The organism is Novosphingobium sp. CECT 9465 (assembly GCF_920987055.1).
In the GTDB taxonomy this organism is placed as follows: Bacteria; Pseudomonadota; Alphaproteobacteria; order Sphingomonadales; family Sphingomonadaceae; genus Novosphingobium.
This window is the reverse complement of record NZ_CAKLBX010000001.1, coordinates 1,406,599-1,426,634: the sequence shown is the minus strand read 5'-3', so window position 1 is coordinate 1,426,634 and position 20,036 is coordinate 1,406,599. Positions and strand designations below refer to the sequence as shown.

Below are 20,036 nucleotides of genomic sequence, written 5' to 3'. Positions count from 1 at the left end.
AGAGGTCATGGTTAGGGATCATCTGGCACTGAACGAGTGATGCAACCATCAGGCAGCCTCCCAGACGCGGTTCAGAATCTGAGCCGCCAATGCCGCCTTATCCTGGGGAAGGAAGCGGCCATAGTGCTGCGCGACAGTTTCCGGCGTATCCTGGATTGCATAACTCGCCTGCTCGTAGGAGCCGGTCTGCTTGAGAATATGCGTTGCCAGGACATCGCGCACATTGTGCGGCCCATGCGGCAACAACCCCTCGATTGCCCCCCGCCCCGTATAGGGGTTGCGAATGCCATATCGCTGGATGGTCAGCCGCCAGGCTTCGTAGAAGGTGTTCATGTCGTAGGACGCATTCCGGCTCGTGATCTTCATGGTCTTTACGAAGAAGGTTCCAGGGTCTCCGGCACCATTCAGGAGAACCGCGCGGTGTTGGCCGATATAGGCATTGATGTGGCCATAGAGCCCGCCCAGATCGGGAAGGACGAGCCGAAAGGGCCGGTTGCCGAAGAACGAGGAATTGGCATTCTTGAATGCGGACGCCGGCACAAGCACTTCCCAGCCGCCGTCACGCTCGCTCCAACGGAGTTCGCCGCGCTTGGCGAATTCAAGAGCCCTGTCGGCCGTGGGCGTTCGCCCAGGCGGGCAAACCAGCATCTCCCGCAGGTTCTTCTGGCGAAGCCCGAGATGAAGGCCAAGCCTCAGCATCAGAAATGAACGCACTGCTTCCGCGGCCTGGCGAGGATAGCGCCTGTGATCGGGCATCAGACGAATGATTTCCTCCGTGATGCGGCGATATTCTCCAACCGGACTATCCGCCTCGAGGATCGGCATGATGGGCTCGAACGGGTCGCGATGGACCCGGGCTACGCGCTGGACCTCTTTGGACCGCGCCAGCCCGTGCTTGTAGAAACGATCGCACGCCCCCTGCCAATCGGCCCTGACCGCCTCGATATCGGCCTGAGAGACCAGTCCGTGGATCGGTTGCAAGCGCCCCGCGAGTGCTGGTGACTGACGCAGCCAACCCGTCTCCGCCCGCGTCAGCGACAAGCCAAGCTGGAGCATATTCACTTCCCACACCGTAAAGAAGCCCCGCTTCGCCTCGCGCCACTGGATGTACCAATCCCAAATTGCGGGGAAGACGAGCAGTCCCATCACGAGGCTATCTGGCGGCACTCCACGGCCTCGCACTGGGCCGCCCTTCCCTGCCGCGAGCGCACCAAACAAAAGCCCGAGATGCTCGACCTTTTGAAAAGCAGTGCTGCCGTTCCAGACGCCGCTGCGCTGAAAGCCGATATCCGTCAGTGTTGCAGTCTTGAAGCGAATGAGCTGGGCCATTTCCGCTGCAAGCGCGCGCGGTGCATCGGCGCTCGCGGTTTCCAGCTCGCATTCGACCTGATCGCGAAAGCGGCCGTCCTCGGGCTCCAACGATCTCTGAACACCCGGTTTCCTCCCGGTGATGCCGGGAAACCGGATGGCGTAGCGGTGCTTCGAGGCCTCGGCCTGATAGCGGCGATAATCGGTCGCCCCGGAGATCACGACGGTGCGGACCCACTCGAGGATCTCGGCACGTTCCCTTGCCGGGCGCCGATCGAAATCATCCGGCAGATGCCAGGCGAACCTGCGCTGTTCGGAGGGCGTCAATCCCAGCAGCTTTCGATGCCCGCTCGGCGCGCGGCTGATGGTGGGAAGCTTGGCTTTGAAATAGCCACTCGGCAGGCCGTAGCGCCGCTCGATCCTGGACAGGATGCCCAAGCTCTTCACCGTCGTCGGCGTCTTCTTGCCTGCAGCCCACTGCAGCAACGTGGACCGCTCTACCCGGTCACCCTGGTGCACAAGGCACCTGTGCAAATAGCAGATCGAATCGCCATGGCGCGCTGCGTGAAGGAGCAGGGCCTCGTGGAAAGGGTGCACGTCTTCCCACGCCGTCTGGCGCGGCTCGGGAAACTCGACAATGGGCTTGGGCTTCGCTCCCCGCTTGCCAACGGCGCTTGCAGTTTGCTGCGGGAGGTCAAACAATTCGGACGCGGTAACAACTTGCTTCAATGCCATAGAAATTCGAGCTTTGCCCCCATTGCAGCCAGGCTGGAGCGGAGCGCCAGTTCCTCAGGACGACATAGCTCGCAACACACTCATGACGCGCCAATGGCTCGCCGTCGGCGCATGTCCGTACTTCACGCCCCATAATCAGGCGCCTTCGGAAAAGCGCACCTCGGCAAGGTTGAGCCATTGCGCCATCCGATTGAATTCGGCGGTCAGCCGCTCCATCGTCTCGGGCGGTGCGCCGGGTTCAAGGGTTATACGAGGGACCCGAAGCACGCCCGCGGCCCGATCTGCCTTGAGGTCGACTCGCGCGACCAGCCCCTCGTCCATAAGGAACGGCAGGACGTAGTAGCCGTGGATCCGCTTGTCCTGAGGGACGTAGATCTCGATCCGATATCGAAACCCGAACAACCGTTCGGCGCGGCCGCGCTCCCATATGAGCGGATCGAACGGAGCCAGCAGGGCAGAGCCGGCAACCGGCCTGGGTACGGGCGCGTCGCGATGCATCCAGGCTTTCTGGCTCCAGCCCTGCACGCGAACCGGAACCAGGACCCTGGCATCGACCTGCGCGGCGATGGCGTGGTCGGCCTCTTCGGGTTTGAGCCGGAAATAGTCTCGCAAGTCTGACGCGGTTGCCACACCCAAAGCCAGCGCGCTGCGAGTAATGAGTTCCTGCTGCGCCGACGCGGCATCGGGCGTCGGAAGATCGAGGATCCGTTTCGGGAAGACCCGCTCGGGAAGATCATACACGCGTGCGAAGCTTCCTCGCCGCGTTGCGGTGGTGATCTGCCCGGACCAGAACAGCCATTCGAGTGCGTGTTTGGTATGGCTCCATTCCCACCACCCGCTTTTGCTTGCGCCATTCTCGAAGTCTGCGGCAGTAAGCGCGACCTCCGATCGGATCCTGTCCAGCACAAGCTCCGCCTGCGGTCGCTGCTCTGCCGCGAAACGCCGCAGGGCCTGGTAGCCGATTTCTCCGCGTTCGGCCCGCTCCATGCGCCAGCGGAAAAGCGGATGGAGGCTCAGCGGCAAGAGCGAGGCCTCGTGCGCCCAATACTCGAACATGCGACGTTGACGCCGCCCGCCCCATGCCGCCTCTTCCAATTCCGCCCGGCTATAGCCGCCGAGACGCGAGAAGGCCGGGAGATAGTGCGCCCGCGTCAGCACGTTCACGCTGTCGATCTGGAAGAGGGAGAGCCTGTCCAGCAGGCGAAGCAATCGCCCTTCCGTCGGCTGGGCAACACGGCGCGCCGCAAACCCCTGCGCGGCGAGGACAACCCGCCTGGCGTCGCGGAGGGAGAGTTCAATGGTCATCTCAAGGAGATTGGTTGGCAGCTAGCGGCGCGGTCAACGGCGAAAATCCGATGGTGCTGCACCGCTCCCCCCCGGTCAGCCAGACCGGTGCGACGCGCCTGCTGTTGTGCTCGATCCAGTGTAGACAGCCAATCTTCCGTGGCCGTATTGGCGGTCGGCACCCAATCGGGGACGACCCCGCCGTGTCCTGCGCTATCCTCGACCGTTCCGTACAGACCTCCCTTACATGGGCTTATTATTTGGCCTTCAATTGTTGGAATACGGCATCGGAAATCTTCAGATCCTCGCCTGAATGGATGGAGTCGCTGTCATCGTCGTGATACCAACCAGGTACTAGGACCGTCCGCGAGACCGGATCGAGCGTCACGAGCTGCGGTCGCTCGCCACGGGTGAGCAGTTTTCCTGTCTCTGGGTGACGTCGGGTCTCAGCCATTGGTGCGCGCCTTCAGAAGATGTTTAGACAGCAAAAAGCTCGGATCTTGCCGGTCGGCCTGAAGCAGCCTCCATCGTTGCGGTCAGGCTCCAGAGCAGCGACTGCAATTCATCCAGCGGAATGCCCAAATCGCGAGCGATATCAGCGCGCGTCACCTTCTCGGACCACAGCTGCTCGAGAACTTTCCGCCAGATAATAGACCGCTCGCGCTCCACGCCATTCGGCTCGGCCGACCGATAGCCACGGCGGCTCAGTTCGATGCAGATCGATTTATACTGGAAGTCCGTAAGCCTGCCCAAGGTCCTCAAGTGATAGGCCATAGCCATGGCGGACACGCGCCACCTTGCCTTTGCCTGTAGCACCACGTCGATAGTAACCGGCCTCATAACGCGAGCCAGCACATCGCCTCGCGGCATGAGAAAATGCGCAGCAAAGGCGTCCGCCTCTCGTTCAAATCGGCGGTCGCCCTTCGTTCCGGCGTGCCGGTGCATGACCAGATGTCCCAGCTCATGAGCGGTGTCGAAAATGCTGCTTTCGGCGCTCTTGAAGTTGTTCAGAAAAACATAAGCACGGTCATCGAGCCAGAAGGAGAATGCGTTCACCTGAGCCGTATTTTCCGCCAGCGACAAAACTCGGACGCCGTGCGTCTCCAATAGACCGAGCATATTCCCGATTGGTCGGTCACCAAGCCCCCAGTGCTGCCGCAGGGCACGCGCAGCCATTTCAGGATCCGCCTCATAGCTGAGATCGAGGAGATTGGGCTCTGGCAGTGCAAAGCGCTCCTCAAGCCACTGATAAAGCTGCAGTCCGAGTGACCCAGCAGACATGGCAGCGCCATGCTCTTTTGCGCTCATCTTGGACAGGCTGCGAAAACTGACCGCATCGCTTTGAAGATCAAGCGGATCGGCCATACTGAAGAAGGCTTCGGGATAGTCGAGTGCCATGGCCAAACACGTGACCGTGCCCGGCTCCGGCTCATGAAGCCCGCGTTCGATGCGCGATACTGTGTCCTGGGCCAGCCCGGCCTTTTCGGCCAACGACTTTCCCGTCAGACGCCGACGCAAACGGGCCTGAGTGAGACGCTTGGGATTGAACATGGGTACCTACTTACGCGCGACCTTCGGATCGAAATCGATCACCGCATCATCGTCATCCAGGGACGGGCGGCCACCCACCAAATCGGTGGGATCAAAGCCTTCGGACAGCCAGATTCGCTCCACATAGCTTGCAAAAGTGCCACCAGCAACAATCGGCCGTGTGAGTTCCGCTGCGCCCTTCTCATCGACCATCAGATAATAAGTCGCCAAGCCTTCTTCGGGCGGACGGGAATACTCTGGGAGGTGGCCGAACAGGTTTGCAGAGCAGACCCGCTCGGTACCCGCGCCTTTGTTCGAGCGCGGTTTTGGCGAGGCTGCATCACTGCAAGCGACATCTACGTTGGAAAAGAGAATGCGCACGCCCAGTTGCTCGTTCACGATCCCTTCGACATTCTCAGAGCGATCAATGCGCCAATCCTCGCCATCAACGTGAGTAAGACGCAATGCGTAAACACCATATTGGTATGAGAAGGTCCCCGCCGCATTCAGGCAGTGAAAGGGGCTTGTGCTGGTCGCTTCCTGAAGCGCATAGTCACGGACGCGGAGCAACCGCTCCAGACTGGTTCCCAAGGATGTCAGCCGCGGAAGCGCCTCGGAGCTGTCACGAAGGACGATGGTTTCAAGAAAGGGCATGAAGGGGGCCTTGTCGATTTTTTCAACCACTAAGTTGGTCTAAAAAATCGACACCGTCAACCCCTACTCGCTGAAGGAATGTCGAAGAAGCCAATCTGACCCGTTTACACCCCGGTGGCGTATCCTAGCCGCGCGGCTCCAACAAGCAGCCGATCAACGGTAGGCAGCAATGATGTCCAGCATGGCGCGCAGCGAACGGAACGTCTCGCCACTCATATTCTCGACAGCCCAGCGAGCGCCGTGCTGCAATTTCCACGACGCCACACTGAACGAGACGCCATAGTGGTCCACCAGCGCCTGAAGCACATCCTGGAGGCCTGAACGGTCAACCGGCGAGCCGGCGCTGTCCCAGATCTGCGCAGCGGTAACGCTGGGCAGCAGGAACTGACCGGCGAATGCACGCGCCCGAGATTCGATTCTTGACGGCATGCGGCTGCGAAGCACTTCGACCGCGCTTAGGGAGTGCTCGCGGTCGACGAGCTGATGACACAGCTCGTGCGCCAGTGTCACCCGCGCGCCGGGGTCAGAACGCAGATCCTCGGCATCCTTGTCGCGTATGCGGCCGCTTGCCCGGTTGATGAAAGCGCCGGGCCCATATCGCGGGCCGGCGATTGCCAGGCCGTCAAATGTGCTGGGCCCTACTGCAGCTACCTGCACTTCGATGCCTAACGCCTGTGTGAAAGCAAAGACATCGATTGGTTCACTTGCGCTGAGGCCAGATCGCTCGCGGACAAAATCTGCAAGCGCTTCACCCTGAGCAAATGGCTCATAATCTTGGCAACCTGCGAGAAAGTCTGCGGCATCGGCCGAGATTGCATCGAGTTCAGGAGCGTCTCGACGCTCGAACTGCCGCGCAACACCCAGGATCTCGACGATCAAGTCTGTGGGAAGAGCTCCAGCGACACGCGCTGCGATCAACAGCTCGTCATCGTCGTTCGCCGCCTCATCCAGGCTGGCGGGCGGAGCAATCAGACCTTTCGCAATCAGCATCTCGGCAACGCTTGCCTCCAGGCTTGCCGACCAAGAGACCAGATTGACCTCAGTTGCCTTGCCACGCGCTTCCCACGCCTGCACGATGGCACCGAATTTATCAGAATCGACGGCCAGCAAGTCGCGCGCTATCGCGTTGCCGACGCGCTCGAGTTCCGCTTGAAAAACGCCAAATGGAACACGAGCCAGACTGCGACCGCTGTCGCAAAGCACCTCCTCGCCCTCCCGGACCAGCCATAACGGCGGGAGGTCGAATAGGCCTCCGAACGCAAGGGCGATGTTGTGAGCCTCTTCGAAACTATCAAGCTCGCTTGCTTCTTCGTCGACCTGCTCTTGCGGCGCGTTGGCCCAGTGCTTTGCGGCTTCACTGGCTAGCAAGCTGGGCCGCGACGGCGCTAGGGCAAATGGGTATGTCTGGCGTAAAAGCAGCGGTTTCCAGAATTCAGTCAGATGTGCAAACAGATCGTCCAGCTGAATCTCGACGGAATGCTCGGGATCGCCAGCGACAGGCCATAACGGCTCACCGTGAGCCACGACCGACATCGCGCGCAAGAGCGGCGTATGCTCGCTCGTTGGAGCAAGCTCCAGCCGGAAGGGAATTCTCTCTATCATTTTCCGTGCGCCGTTATAAACTTCGCCACCCATTTGTCGAATTCTTTGCGGCACGACTTGGTGTCAGCCATTGCGCCTAGGGCGGCAATCACCCCCTTTCCAAGCTTTCCCGCATACGGAAAGGCATGATAGGACCGTCCCGCAGTCGTCGTTTCGGCGCGGTAAATGACGCCTTCGTGAACAACATGAAGGCGCTTCGGATAATCGACCTCGCGATCTCCGTTTGCGGCCGGCAGCGCCTCATTCAAGAGCTGCACTTTCAATGCGTCTCGAATTCCGCGAGGACACTTGCCCATCGCGTGCTTGGACACGCCGTTCACAAAAACGATCTCGGGCTTATCCGTCAGACCGACATGCTTGGCTCGATCGACGCCTTTTTCATACTGGCGCAAAGGTTTCGGCTCGCCCTCTGCTTCTTCCTGTTGCGTCACTGAGCGCCCGGTCCCTTAAAAGTGCGCGCTTCTATATCCCAAAGGCGGGCACGCGGCAAAAAATACCTCTGATCGAGAGAGCCAATACTGTGATCGTCACTTATGCGCACTTCTCATTACCCGCACGCCCGTCCTCCAGACACGCTGGCCCCATCTCAAGCTTGAGCACTTTTCGGATGCTCCCCCTCGCGCATTTCATCTCTGGAAGATTGACCTACTGAATCCCGAAGCAGAAACGAAAGCTGCTTGGACCATTTTTCCAAAGCAACCCGCTTTTCAGGTTCATAACGATAGAGGTTGTAAACGCCGGCGATTCCGGAGGTCGTTCCGCTGATGTGATTGAGCACTGCCTCGGTTACCTCGATCGGAACCCCCAGTGCCTGGAGATTGGTCGCCCCGGTTCGGCGAAGGTCGTGGATTCTCCATGGCATGAGCATGACCGTCTCGGGATCGTCGCCACGCTTCTCGGCCCGATCCTTGAGGATCTGAAGCATCTTTTCGTCGAGAGCCTTCTTCATCTTTGAAAAGCCCGAAACGCCAGTTTCTCCCGTCGTGGTGAACACCAGGCCTTTGGCAGCTACAGCCAACGTCCGCAGCTCTGCCTGCGCGAGCGCATTGAGCGGAATGCGGTGTGTCCGGTTGTTTTTGGCACGCTCTTCAGGCAGTTCCCAAACCGCCCCTGTCAAATCAACCTCCGACCAGTCCATGTTGGCCACTTCTTCCCGTCGGGCGAGCGTGCACAACAGCAACCGCAGATATGGACGCCACAGGGGGCCCAAGTCAGCGCTTGCCTGCCAAAGCGCGATGATCTCCTCGGCGGCGAGTACACGGCGCCGCGCCGGCACAGGTTTTGGCGCTTTCATCCGGTCGATCGGCGAACGGTCCAGATCGCCACGATCGACAGACCAGTTGAAGAACTTGCGCAACACCGAGTGCACAACCTTCTTCCTTCCTGGCCGGTCATTGTACCGCTCGAGGACCTCTACAACATCGGCCCGCGTGATGTCGTGGACCACCTTGTTGAAATGCGGTTTGACCGCTTTCAAAACGCCTTCGGCATCCTTCCAGGTGTCGACCCAATGAATCTTCAGATACTGGTCGCGAAACACATCGGCGTAGTTTGCGAAGGCGAACTTCTCGGTCAGGAGGGCGGCCTGCGCCTCGGCACGAATGCGCTCTGCCTCCAGCTCCTTCTGGCGTTGCTCCTGCTCGACCTGTTCTTGAGCCTCCGCCTGTGGGTCTATTCCCTGACGGATTTTGATGAGGCGGCGCTCCGCTTCCTTCCGGGCTGTCTCGACAGTCCAGGGGTTCCCGAAGCCCCCAATGGTCATCCGCTTGGCGGGTCTCCCCTTCAAGCGATATTGAAGGACGAACGATTTTACGCCCCTGGGTGTCGTGCGAACACCGAACCCACGAAGCTCTGTATCCCAAACGAAGAAATCCTTGCCAACCGGTGTCGGGATAGCGTCGACAGCCGTTTTGGTGAGCCGCTGATTAGCCATTGAGATCAATCCTGCGTAATCGCCACGTAATCGGTTTAATGACGAGTGCAGCGTAACACAGGTTACGCTGTTCGGATAGCATCTTATCAATATCAATGACTTAGAGAGTTATGGCGTAGAACAGAAAACTCCCGAAAAGGCCCGAAAAGGTCCTCTTAATCAGCGGGTCCTTGGTTCGAGCCCAAGTGCGTCCACCATTCTCTCAATTACGTAGCGCTGATTAAGGCGTTTTGTCGAAAAACGATACCGGCACCCCGATCACCACGTAACATCGACGGGCATTTTCGAGACGTTGCGCTTGTCCTGCACGGTAGAATTTCACCATTTCGTCCATCACCATGGACTGGTTGAAAAACCGGGCCGATTCAGCGCCGCTGCATTTGCGTTGCAAGCGCTCATCATCGGGCACTGGCGGCATTGTCTGCGCTCAAAGGATGGACGCCACCAGCAATTGCAGGACTGCCGCATAATAGTCGGTAGAAAGTTCCGCAGGCGTAGCCCGCCCCAGCCCTGCAGCAACCACCGCCATGCCGCCCTGTGACAGCCCATACGGAGCGAGTTCCCCGGAATTCACATCGATCCACGCGGGTACGGCCTGCCCGCCGCCTGCATGAGACTGCCACCATGACAGCGCAGGTTCGGCCAGCGCACGACGATGCCCTGCCATGGCGTAAAGCGGCACACGGACGGCATCGAAGCCGAAGCGCGCAGGCTTGTCGCGCGCAGGCGCCAGATTGCCGTTGTCGGAAACATCAACCCAATCGGTCGGCAGACTGAATGCACCGAACCGCGCGGATGCCAGGAACCGCGCACTATCATCGATCAACGTGGCCCATGGACCATCGCCATCCACCTTGCGGAAGTGATCGAGCGCAGGCCAGACCACATATGAGGGGTTCACCACGATCCGCGATGCTTCGACAAAGCCCTGAAGCCCCGGAAGCAGGAATTGCTGCCCCGCCCGTTCAACCACCAGCTTTTGCCGGATGGCGCGGCGGACTTGTGCCGAGCGTTCGACGTGACCGCGCATCTTCCATTTTCGCCCGCCGAGCGAAAGCGCCCATGCGATCAGGATATCGCCATCTGAGGCGTTGTTGCGGTCAGGCACGGGGTTTGGCTCGCGCGGATCGTACTTCCACGCGTGCAGCGCCATATCCTCGCGGCCCAGCGTCTGCTGCGTCCACGCAGCCAGCGCGTCGAAAGTCGCACGATCATCGTGAAGCGCGGCAAGCAGCATGCCATAGCCCTGCCCTTCGCTGTGGCTGATGTTGCCATTGCCATTGTCGATCACCCGGCCCGATGGCGTGATGAAGCGTTCGCGGAACTGCGACCAGAAATCGCCGTGCGCCCGTGCGTTCCCCTTGGGCACCTTGGCGCAGGCGGCCGTCAGCACGGCGATGGCACCGAGTGAAAACTTGCGGCGGTCAATTGCCATGGCGGAGTTCAATCACCGGTCCGTTCCACCTGGCGCTGGTGACCATGACATCGCTGCTGCCCAGCATCTGGAAGCAGGCGTGATAGGCCCCGCGCAGAAATTCGACAAAGGCGGGCCGCGCCGCCGGGTCAAGCACATCGGGGCGCAACGTGCCCGGATCGTGTTCAACCGCGATCGCCAGTTCGTCCACCGAAAGACGCGCCGAGCCGAGGCCCAGGTCACTCCACAGACGATTCAGGCATTGCTGAAGATCATTAAGATCAGTCACATGGGCCATCGGTACGCGCGCTGCTGCGCGCTGTCCCAGCGCAAAGGCGAGAGCGCCGATCTGTGGCGCTGGAAGCACATCGGCCAATTCCGCGGCCATCAGCGAAAGCATGATCGGGGCGCCGATGGGCTGCATCGTGGCAAAGGTTTCCCGCAAGGGCATCTGGATCATCGTGTACCCCCAATGGATTGGCGTATTCCGACCATCGACCGGAATTCGTCATATGTGCCGAAACTGCTGAACGATACGTTTCCGCCAACCTGCGTGGACGGAGAAACGCGATAATAGGCAGATCCGCCCGCCGAGATGGCAAACCCCGTTCGGCTCAGGCTGTCATAGCGGGCGCGCACGTCGCCGTTCAGCGCCTTCAGGCTGTCAAGATCGGCCTGCAGCGCGGGATCGCCGGGATAAAGCAGCGCTTCTTCCTGGCTGAAGCTCTGGAAGCCAGGTGTGAGATTGGCCTTCAGGTCCAGCGTCGGGGTTTCCAGCGCATAATTGATCGGGAAGCCGATGCTGAGGAAGCTTTGCGGGCTGAAATACCCGCCATGGCCGAAGGTGTAGTAATTCTGGTTGTTGTCAAAGGCCTGGTAGTTAGCGTTGATGCCGCCGGTCAGCCGCGAATTTTCGCCGCGCAGCAATCGCAGATATCCGCCGAAATTGGCCTCTATCCCGCGATTGTCCCGCACGTTCGTACCGGTATAGCGGCTGTAGGCAACTTCGCCGTAAACGCCGCTGCCTTCACGGTCGAACGAAAAGCCCGCCCCGCCACCCGTGCGCATCACCTGCCCCCAGCGCTCACCCGTTACCGGATCTCGTGTTCCGGCATAGGATACGACCGAATCGGTCACCGGCTTGCGCTCGACCCATGCCTTCGTCGTCACCGCCTCCGACAGGCGCGGGGTTACAGCGGCGCGGAACGTGGCCTTGGTTTCCCCCATACCCAGCGGCGTGGTGCCGCCTTCGAGTTGCACCAACTCGTCCTCATACCCCAGCGAAAGCGCGACTCCCGAATTGTGCTGTGTGCCTGCCTCGACCAGCGCGGCGCGCTCTTCATCGACAATCGCCTGCGCTTCGATCGTCGCATTCTTCCCGAACCGTGCAAGGCCGGAACCCGCAGGTCGCCCGGCATCGATCACCACCGCTTCTGCGCGCGCCTTCAGGCGCCCGCCGATTATGCCGGTGGAAATTTCCGCCGTACCCTTAAGCTCGTTCAGCGAACTGAGACCCGTTTCGCCCTTGCGCTGGCGGTATCCGGTCTGGAACTCGGCGCGGGGCCGTGCATCCTCGCTCAACTTCGCGATATCCGACTGGATGCCCGCCAGGACCGGATCGACCGGCCCGGCCTGAACGCCCAGCGTATCGAAGCTGCCGGGAACAGCGGGGATGGCATCGCCGTACCCCATCGCAGGACCATCAATCGCGGCGGACGTATTACCCCATCCAGACGGCGCCTGCGCCACGGTTCCCGGCACCAACGGTTGGGAATAGGCAAAGCTCTGCTGTGGCGGCGCAGCGGATGGCAACCGGGTTCCGCCACCGAGTGCGAACGGATTGACCGGCGCCGGCGCGGCAATGGCGGCGCCCTGCGCACGGAAGGGATTGCCATCGCCTGCGCCCCCGCCCGTTGCAAACGGATTGCCGCCCGGCATCACTGCCGTACTCGTCCCACCATTCTGCCGCGCATACAATTCGCGCGCCTGCTTCAGCAGCCGCACCGCTTCACCCTTGTCGCCACGCTGCTGCGCAAGGCGGGACAGCGAAAGGCGGACTTGATAATCCTCAGGCCATGCGGCCAGCAGCTTGTCCGCTGCACTGGACGAAAGCGAACGATCGCCCGCCGCCTGGGCGGTTTCGGCAAGGCCAAGCAATGCGTCGCGGTTGCGGGAATCCTTGGCCAGCACCAGTTGAAACGCCTGTGCGCCACGCGCGGCCATACCGCCGCTTTGATAAAGGCGGGCCAGCGCCATCAGGATTTCGGGGCTGTCAGGCGATGCCCCCCATGCGCCCTGCAACACATCGAACGCAGCTGCATTTTGCCCGGCCAGACGCAAGCGATCAGCCTGCGCGACCGCCAGTCCGGCATTCATCCGGCCAAGTGCCTGCTGGGATTCCAATGATCCTCCGCCCAGCGCCGATGCCTTCTGCAAGGCCTGTCGGGCCAGATCGTCCCGCCCGGTCCGGGCCAGAACGCGCACCACCGCGTCATACCCGCCAAGGTCGGCAATATCGCCATCGAGCGCAGAACGCGCGAAGCTCGCCGCCGTCACCGTGTCACCAAGATCGAGCAACGCTCCGGCCACTTGTGCGCGCCGCGCCGCCGGAAGTGAAGGCATGCTGCCGATCTGGCGCAGCGCCGCGACCGCTGCGGCCTTCTGCCCCGTTTCCGCAAGAGCCTTTGCCCGCGCGATAGCGCTTTCGGTCTTCACGCCAATGGCGAAGTTGCGCATCGCGGGCGTTCTCTGGCCTTCGGGAATCCGATCAACCAAGGCACCTGCCTGCACCAGATTGCCCAGTTCCAGATGGACCAGCGCCGCGCCGTAAAGTGCTTCGGGATCGCTGGATTGCGTCAGCGAGGCCAGCAGCGATTCCGCCTCGGCCCGTCGCCCCTTGCTGATCATGAACCTTGCGAATTCATAGCGGATCCACGGATCGTCGCGGTCGATCAGCAATCCGTTATGGAACTCCTGTTCGGCGCCGAAATCATCACCGCGCGCAATCGCGGCCATAGCCCGCCCGCGCGCCGCCCGGCTGAGCAGGCGCATGTCATCGGCATCGCCGCTCGCGCTTTCGCTCGCCTGCCGGAACAGGTCGGCGGCATCGGCATAGCGGCCCTGCCGTTCATAAATGTCCGCCAGCAGTTCAAGGCCCGGTTGCGGGGTCTTGAAGCCGGAACGCACCACATCCTCGGCAATCGCCTGCGCCTTGTCGGTAAAGCCCCGCGCAAGAGCCTCGCGCGCATCGGCGATGCCCCCGAAATAGCGGGCAGAGGCCAGCGCTTCGGCCCAGCGTTGCGCACCTGCCTGCCGCGATGCCCGCTCCAGCAGATCGCGCGCTTCGGCAAAACGCTCCTGCCGCAAGCGGACGATGCCCAGCCCGCCCAGCGCATCGCCATCGTTGCGATTGGCCGCCAACGCTCGCTCGAACCGCTTTGCTGCGGTCGTCAGATCGCCGGAATCGAGCGCGTCGAAAGCGGCAACGCGGGTTTGACCAACTGTATCGGCCGCTGCGGGTTTTGCTGCGGGGCGCGCTGCTGCGGTCTGCCGCGCCGCTGCGGGGGCAGGTTTGGGTGCAACCTGCGCTGCCTTTGGGGCAGACTTCGCCGCGGGCTTCCCCACCGCCTTGGGCGCTGGCCCGGACAGGGCGCGCTTCACCTCGGCATTCGACGGGTCCAGCGCCTGTGCGCGGCGAAGCGCCTTGTCTGCCAGATCGTTGCGCCCTTTCGAACGCCAGTATGTTGCTTGGGTGACCAGTTCCTTGACACCCGCGACTTGCGCCACGGCGATGCCGGGCATGGCTGCTCCGGCAAGCAGACCGGCCATCAGCCCGCCTTTCAGCACAAGTTTCATGCGCCTGTTGCTGGCAATCATGTCATTCACCCTTGTTGCCAGCGTTATTCACCGCAGAAAGACGCGCGCGCGCTTGTCGGCGGAAGAACAGGTAGACCGGCCCGGTCAGCACCAGCGCAAGGACCAGCATCGACAGCGCCATCAGGAATGGCCGCTTGCTGAACCAGTACGCCACCTTCATCCATGAAGGTACATTGCCCACCCAGTAGGTCGGTCCTACGGCATAGCTGACCATGCCTTCGCCCGATACGACCGAGAGATCGCCCTGGATCTGCGCGTTGATCTTGCTGTCTGCCATGCCATCGACCAGTTGCGGCAGTGCGCCGGCATCATCGGCCAGCACGGCAACGACCGTGCGATCATTGCCGAATGGCGAACGGAAGCTGACGATACCCGAAAAGCCGCGTGTGCTGCGCACCGTTGCTGCGGCATCATCCATGTCCGCCTGTGGCCGGTTGGTGAAGAAGCCGCCGATGGATTGCAGGGCAGTCTTCTGGATCACCTGCAAACCGCCCTCGTCGTAAACCACCGGCGCATCGGCAAACAGGGCCTTCGCACCCGCCAGCGTCGACCCGCCGATCACAAGGATGTCCTGATCCTTGAGACGACCCGGTTCGACCCGGTCCGTCACGGTAACGCCGGTCGCCGCCAAGCCTGTCGAATCCCCGAACCGGCCCATCAATTGCAGGAACGCCTCGACCGACGCGGGCGTGGGATTGCCCACCATCAGCACCGTGGTTTCGGAAAGATCGGGGCGGACGGTGAACGGATAGCCCGCGCCCGCAAACGGCGCCAGATCGGGCATTTCCAGCCCATGATAGGCGTCCGTCAGGTCCAGTGTCGAATCCGGCAGCACCGAAACGCGCACATTGTCGGGCAGCATGCCGGTGCACTTCTGCTTGTTGCCCATGATCAGGTTGTAATCGAACACCAGTTCGTTCTGGCCGAACAGGGCATAGCGCGGCAGGATGACGCTGGCACTGCCATCATGGCTGCTGGCACCCTTTCCACCGAACAGGCTGCCCCACCAGCTTCCGGTCAGCGGCAGGGTCTTGAGGTATTGCCCGTTAAGCGAAACATCGAGGCGCGAGGCATCGCGATCCAGCCACGGTGCCACCGGATAGCGATAGCGCAAGTTCACCTCGCCACCCTGACGCGGCCAGAAGAACAGGTCTGGCGCAACCTGGAAGCGCGCGGCCAGCGGCCCCGGCGGCAGGCCCATGCCTTGCAGCGCATAAGGTTCAACCAGTTCGCCCAGCTTCACCGAACGGTCGGTCGAAAGCCAGCGGGGCGCGGCATAGCGCGGCCACGAAGGGATGCGCGCGCCGTCAAAGCTCATCTGCGCACCGCCGAACACACCCTTGCCCGTGGCAATGGCGGCGGCGGCAAGGCGCAGTTCGGCATTGTCGCGTCCCATGATGACCAGCAATGTGCCGAAGGGATCGCGCGGATTGGTGATGACCGCCGCCGAAGGACCGCTGACGGCAAGACCCAGTTCGGGCATTGCACCTGCGCGGTTGAGAAACACCACCGCATTGCCAGTGGGCAGCGTGCCGAACAGTGGCTTGAATGCATAGCCGCGATAGCTGGCAAGGCTGCCCAGCCATGACGCGGTGCTCGCGGCGGCCTCAAGCTCGCCATGCTTTGGCTGGCCTGCAAACACGAACGGTACGCGCAGCACCGAATTGACGCTCTTTTCGAAGAACGGCGCAGGCAGGCGGGCAAGGTCCGGGCGGTTGGGCAAGGACTGCATCGTCAGGTCCAGCCATGACCGCGTATTGCTGATATTCGCCCACAGCAGACTGCTGAACGGGTCCTCGCAATCGCGCGCATAGTGGCCGATCAGCCGAAGGTTGAGCTGGTTGTCACCCGGCAGGAACAGCGCCGGATTGACCGGCACGGTGATGACCTGCCCGCCCGAATTTTCGGGCGTAAGCGGCACGATCTGCGCCACTTCACCATTGACGATCACCACAAGCTGGCTGCGATCACCCAGTAGCGCGGGCGACCATGCCGCCTGCAGCGTGATCGACGCCGCGCTGACCACCTGATCCTGACGCACCCCGAACGGAATGCTGATCTCGCCACGCGTGCCCTGCAGGCGAATGGCGTTGCGGATGCGCAAGTCCTTGAACGTCAAGCGCTTGGCTATGATCCCGCCAGAAGTGGGCGCGCGGGCCACGGCAGGCGCGGCGACCGGGGCTGCGTGGGCGAACTGCGGCGCAAATGACAGGCCCGCCGAAGCCAGCAGCAGCGTGATCGCTGCGGCCTTGGCAAGCGCGGGAATGCCTTTGCCGTCCTTCTTCGGGGCCTCTGCGGCAGCGCGCTCGGCTTTGCGCTCAGCTTTGTCCAAGCGCCGCTCGGCAAGATTAAGTCTCAACGCCCGCTTCACGGTCTGGAAATCGATCACGATAATATCCTGAAGAGAGCGCAGGCCTTGCACCGGCTCTGGCGGCGCAACCCGCTGCCAGGCATCGCTGCGCCCCATGATGGCGCGCACCAGATGGCGCGATGCGAGGTTGTCCAGCGTACCGAAGCGGACGGCCAGCGCCTGATCCTTGTGCCGCACAACCGAGACCGGAATGGCGAGATTTTCCGAACCCATCGAAAGCACCACGTGCGTTGCCACGGTATCGGCAGGCGCTGCGCCCGATGGCAGGCGGATGGCCGCGCCGCCCATCGATATGTCGGCCGTCCTGCCATAGGCGACATGGCCCGAAGCAAAGTGGACCTCGACCGGCAATTGTGCCGCAACGCGGATTTCCTGCCGCGCCTGCCGGGTTTCGCGCGCAACCGATACGGCTGCCAACAGCAGGATCAGGCTGAAGCTGGCCCAGGCGACGTTCAGCACCAGCGTATCGATCTGGACGTTGAAATAGGACGGAAAGAACAGGTACTTGCCGATAGCGAGCAGAATCCCGCCCAGCATCAGCGCAACCGTGATCAGGTGCGGCTTGACGATCGCCCAATCGAAATAGGTCCGGTCCAGCAGCGCGCCCTTGTCGGTCACGTTGAACTTGCCCTTGCGTGGCTGGAACCACGTCATCACCGTGGGCGCGACGAGGTGGAACGCCAGGATCGTTTCGTAGATTTCGCCCCAGAACGGGCGACGCCAGCCGCCCTGCTGCCGTTCTGCCGAAACTTGCGAACAGAACAGATGCGGCAAAGCATAAGCGAAGATCAGCGAGGCCGAGGCCTGAATGATGTTCTGCCCGAAGATCAGGTATGCCAGCGGGCTGGTGAGGAACACGATGCGCGGCAGCGGAAACTGGAAGTGCAGCATGGCATTGAGATAGCAAAGCCGTTGCTGCCACTTCAGACCCCTGCCCGTAAGCGGATTGTCGATGCGCATGATCTGCGTCATCCCGCGCGCCCAGCGGATGCGCTGGCCAACATGGACGACAAGGCGTTCAGTGGCCAGGCCCGCCGAAAGCCGCGCCGAGATATAGGCGGTGTTCCACCCCATGCGTTGCAGCTTCAGCGCGGTGTGCGCGTCCTCGGTCACCGTCTCACCTGCAAAGCCGTTGGTCTGCATCAGCGCTTCACGGCGGATCACCGCGCACGATCCGCAGAAGAACGTGGCGTTCCACAGGTCGTTTCCGTCCTGAACCGGGTTGTAGAACAGGTCGCCCTCGCCCGGCATATCGCTGACCGGGGCCAGATTGCGCTGCACCGGATCGGGCGAATAGAAGAAGTGTGGCGTCTGCATCAGCGCCAGCATCGGGTCCTTCTGGAACCAGCCGACCGTCAATTGCAGGAAGGGGCGCGTCGGAACGTGATCGCAATCGAAGATGGCGATCAGTTCGCCATCGGTCTTCTTCATCGCGGCGTTGAGGTTGCCCGCCTTTGCGTGAAGGTTGTTGTCCCGCGTGATGTAGCCGCAACCTGCTTCACGCGCGAAAGCGCGGAATTCCGGGCGGCGACCGTCATCGAGGATGAACACCCGGAAACGGTCCGCCGGGTAATCCATGTCCATCGCCGCGTAGACCGTGTTGCGCACAATCTCCAGGCTCTCGTTATAGGTCGGCACATAGACATCGACCGTCGGCCATTGTGCAGGCTCGCCCGCAATCTCCACCACCGGGCGTTCCAGCGGCCAGCTCGTTTGCAGGAAGCCCAGCAGGAGCAGCACCCAGGCGTAGAGTTCTGCCAGGTAAAGCCCCGAACCGAACAGGAATTCGGGCAGGGTATCGAATGAAAGCGTCTGCGTGGTGCGCCAGAACATGTAGCGCGTGGATACGAGGATCGCGAGAATGCCCAGCGTCAGGCCCGCTCTGCGCGATTTGCGGCGGCTCAGCACCATCGTGCCGATGATCGTGCCGCCTGCCATCATCCACTGTTGCTGCAGATCGAGCGGCACACCCACGACGACGGCAGTGGCGAAGATCATCGCAACCACTACGCTGCCAGTCTTTATCCACGGCAGGACCCGTTCAGCCAAGGCGTTCACGCAGCATTGCTCCGGTCAGCGGGGAAGATCGCCTCGCCCGAAGGGATCGGCAACTGGCGCGCCTGCGCCAGTTCTGCGATCAATGCGCCCAGCGCGTTGACGTCGTGCAATGCCGCACTTGCCGGAGCATGGCGCGCCAGCGGCTGCATCATGGCCGCCGCCTCCACCACGGCCTCGTCGCTGCGGATTGCGGCAAGCAGCTGGTCGCCCAGCAATTCGCGCAGAAGGCTGGCAGCATGCCGACCGAACCGCCGCGTATCGTCAACCTTGTTGAGGGCGAAGAAGCTGTCCGGTCCTCCCTGCGCCAGCAATGGGGGAATCGCAGCCAGCGCTTCGGCTGACGGGGTGAGTACGCACAGGTCCAAGGCTGCATAGGCGCCGAGTGCCTGACGCACTGCCTGATCGGCGGCACCCATATCGGCAAGATACAGCGTATCGCCTTCGAAGCCGAAATGCCCCTCGGCAAGCCCGTCGAAGAAATCGCCGCGGCCGACCATGTCCCGCGTTTGCAGCAAGGTTACCCCGTGAAACGACTCTCGTCCCATCGCCGGTCCATCAAACGCCGGAATGGCTGTGTCCTGCGCGATGCCGAAATGCAGGCCCAGCGTACTGCGATCACAGAAATCCAGCACGACCACCGGCTTCCCGGCTTGCGCCAGCCCGATTGCGAGATTGGCAGTGATAAACGTCGTTCCAGCGCCCCCGCGCGGCGAATGCAGCATGACGAGAGCCATCAGAGCGCCCCTTTGTCGACAGCGGTGGAAAGCTTTGCCAGGAGGCTGCGCACGTCCTGCGGCTGGCTCGATGCGTCGGCCGTCCGCCCACCATATTTGCGGGCAAGAGCAGCCCCCAGCGGTGCTCGCGACTGCACCGGATCATCGGCGCGGGCCTCGGCTTCAGGCCTCTTTACCGCGGCATGCTGATGTACTCGGCGATCCTTCAGCACGGCCTCGAAGATCGGCCAGGTTTCGAGATCGGAAAACCTGTCCGCGAATTCGCGATACTGAAAGTCGTTGCGGCCAAGCCGGTCGAGCAGTGTCTTGATATCCGTACGCATGCGGCGTGCCCTTAGTAACCCTGCCTAAGGCCTCGCATCGAATGGTTAAGATTTCGCCAAAATGGTGCAGATTGAAGGGCTTGAACACACAAAGGAACGGGCACCTGCGCAATGCACCAATACAGCCCGGCACAGCTTGAAACCCGGATGACGCTGCAAGACGAGAGCATTGCTTACCACCGCATAAAAGAAAGGCCCGGTTCTCGCGAACCGG

15 protein-coding genes are annotated in these 20,036 nt (G+C 61.8%); all 15 read right to left on the bottom strand.

Annotated elements, in window-relative coordinates; translation table 11 throughout:
- Nucleotides 1–48: 48 nt before the first annotated feature.
- Nucleotides 49–2,043 carry a hypothetical protein gene (locus LUA85_RS06935; RefSeq protein WP_231468165.1) on the bottom strand — a complete coding sequence of 665 codons (1,995 nt, stop codon included), beginning with the start codon at nt 2,041–2,043 and terminating at the stop codon, nt 49–51.
- Nucleotides 2,044–2,178: 135 nt separating this feature from the next.
- Complete coding sequence (locus tag LUA85_RS06930) at nt 2,179–3,348, bottom strand: winged helix-turn-helix domain-containing protein (protein WP_231468162.1); 1,170 nt, start codon at nt 3,346–3,348, stop codon at nt 2,179–2,181.
- Nucleotides 3,349–3,583: 235 nt separating this feature from the next.
- Nucleotides 3,584–3,781, bottom strand: a complete 198-nt coding sequence (locus LUA85_RS06925) for a hypothetical protein (protein WP_231468160.1) — start codon at nt 3,779–3,781, stop codon at nt 3,584–3,586.
- A 23-nt stretch (nt 3,782–3,804) separates the two neighbouring features.
- Nucleotides 3,805–4,878, bottom strand: coding sequence for an ImmA/IrrE family metallo-endopeptidase (locus LUA85_RS06920; RefSeq protein ID WP_231468158.1), 1,074 nt, complete (start codon nt 4,876–4,878; stop codon nt 3,805–3,807).
- A gap of 6 nt (nt 4,879–4,884) precedes the next feature.
- Entirely contained in the window at nt 4,885–5,541 is a 657-nt protein-coding gene (locus LUA85_RS06915) for a hypothetical protein (protein ID WP_231468156.1), read from the bottom strand.
- A 123-nt stretch (nt 5,542–5,664) separates the two neighbouring features.
- Nucleotides 5,665–7,146 carry an ImmA/IrrE family metallo-endopeptidase gene (locus tag LUA85_RS06910; protein ID WP_231468154.1) on the bottom strand — a complete coding sequence of 494 codons (1,482 nt, stop codon included), beginning with the start codon at nt 7,144–7,146 and terminating at the stop codon, nt 5,665–5,667.
- Nucleotides 7,110–7,544, bottom strand: coding sequence for a hypothetical protein (locus tag LUA85_RS06905; RefSeq protein ID WP_231468152.1), 435 nt, complete (start codon nt 7,542–7,544; stop codon nt 7,110–7,112). Before LUA85_RS06905 ends, LUA85_RS06910 begins: the two co-directional genes overlap by 37 nt.
- Before the next feature lie 155 nt (nt 7,545–7,699).
- A complete protein-coding gene (locus tag LUA85_RS06900; RefSeq protein ID WP_231468149.1) occupies nt 7,700–9,046 on the bottom strand; it encodes a site-specific integrase in 1,347 nt (448 codons plus the stop codon).
- Nucleotides 9,047–9,266: 220 nt separating this feature from the next.
- On the bottom strand, nt 9,267–9,464 hold the full coding sequence (locus LUA85_RS06895) for a hypothetical protein (protein ID WP_231468147.1): 198 nt from the start codon (nt 9,462–9,464) through the stop codon (nt 9,267–9,269).
- Nucleotides 9,465–9,473: 9 nt separating this feature from the next.
- Entirely contained in the window at nt 9,474–10,481 is a 1,008-nt protein-coding gene (locus tag LUA85_RS06890; protein WP_231468145.1) for a glycosyl hydrolase family 8, read from the bottom strand.
- Nucleotides 10,471–10,920 (bottom strand): cellulose biosynthesis protein BcsD, encoded by a 450-nt coding sequence (bcsD, locus tag LUA85_RS06885; protein WP_231468143.1) that lies wholly within the window; start codon nt 10,918–10,920, stop codon nt 10,471–10,473. Before bcsD ends, LUA85_RS06890 begins: the two co-directional genes overlap by 11 nt.
- On the bottom strand, nt 10,917–14,315 hold the full coding sequence (locus tag LUA85_RS06880; RefSeq protein WP_231468142.1) for a cellulose biosynthesis protein BcsC: 3,399 nt from the start codon (nt 14,313–14,315) through the stop codon (nt 10,917–10,919). Before LUA85_RS06880 ends, bcsD begins: the two co-directional genes overlap by 4 nt.
- 22 nt (nt 14,316–14,337) lie before the next feature.
- Entirely contained in the window at nt 14,338–18,765 is a 4,428-nt protein-coding gene (gene bcsA, locus LUA85_RS06875; RefSeq protein WP_256448229.1) for a UDP-forming cellulose synthase catalytic subunit, read from the bottom strand.
- Nucleotides 18,762–19,499: a cellulose synthase operon protein YhjQ/BcsQ gene (locus LUA85_RS06870; protein ID WP_231468139.1), complete on the bottom strand. Its 738-nt coding sequence runs from the start codon at nt 19,497–19,499 to the stop codon at nt 18,762–18,764. The genes bcsA and LUA85_RS06870 overlap by 4 nt, the downstream gene beginning before the upstream one ends.
- The gene (locus LUA85_RS06865; protein WP_231468137.1) at nt 19,499–19,822 is read right to left on the bottom strand and encodes a hypothetical protein; all 324 of its coding nucleotides are present in this window, start codon (nt 19,820–19,822) and stop codon (nt 19,499–19,501) included. The genes LUA85_RS06870 and LUA85_RS06865 overlap by 1 nt, the downstream gene beginning before the upstream one ends.
- Between the last annotated feature and the right edge of the window lie 214 nt (nt 19,823–20,036).

Excerpts from the sequence above, each read along its gene's own strand:
- LUA85_RS06935 (WP_231468165.1), bottom strand. The coding sequence starts at position 2,043 with ATGGCATTGAAGCAAGTTGTTACCGCGTCCGAATTGTTTGACCTCCCG.
- LUA85_RS06930 (WP_231468162.1), bottom strand. The coding sequence starts at position 3,348 with ATGACCATTGAACTCTCCCTCCGCGACGCCAGGCGGGTTGTCCTCGCC.
- LUA85_RS06925 (WP_231468160.1), bottom strand. The coding sequence starts at position 3,781 with ATGGCTGAGACCCGACGTCACCCAGAGACAGGAAAACTGCTCACCCGT.
- LUA85_RS06920 (WP_231468158.1), bottom strand. The coding sequence starts at position 4,878 with ATGTTCAATCCCAAGCGTCTCACTCAGGCCCGTTTGCGTCGGCGTCTG.
- LUA85_RS06910 (WP_231468154.1), bottom strand. The coding sequence starts at position 7,146 with ATGGGTGGCGAAGTTTATAACGGCGCACGGAAAATGATAGAGAGAATT.
- LUA85_RS06900 (WP_231468149.1), bottom strand. The coding sequence starts at position 9,046 with ATGGCTAATCAGCGGCTCACCAAAACGGCTGTCGACGCTATCCCGACA.
- LUA85_RS06895 (WP_231468147.1), bottom strand. The coding sequence starts at position 9,464 with ATGCCGCCAGTGCCCGATGATGAGCGCTTGCAACGCAAATGCAGCGGC.
- LUA85_RS06890 (WP_231468145.1), bottom strand. The coding sequence starts at position 10,481 with ATGGCAATTGACCGCCGCAAGTTTTCACTCGGTGCCATCGCCGTGCTG.
- bcsD (WP_231468143.1), bottom strand. The coding sequence starts at position 10,920 with ATGATCCAGATGCCCTTGCGGGAAACCTTTGCCACGATGCAGCCCATC.
- LUA85_RS06880 (WP_231468142.1), bottom strand. The coding sequence starts at position 14,315 with ATGAAACTTGTGCTGAAAGGCGGGCTGATGGCCGGTCTGCTTGCCGGA.
- LUA85_RS06870 (WP_231468139.1), bottom strand. The coding sequence starts at position 19,499 with ATGGCTCTCGTCATGCTGCATTCGCCGCGCGGGGGCGCTGGAACGACG.
- LUA85_RS06865 (WP_231468137.1), bottom strand. The coding sequence starts at position 19,822 with ATGCGTACGGATATCAAGACACTGCTCGACCGGCTTGGCCGCAACGAC.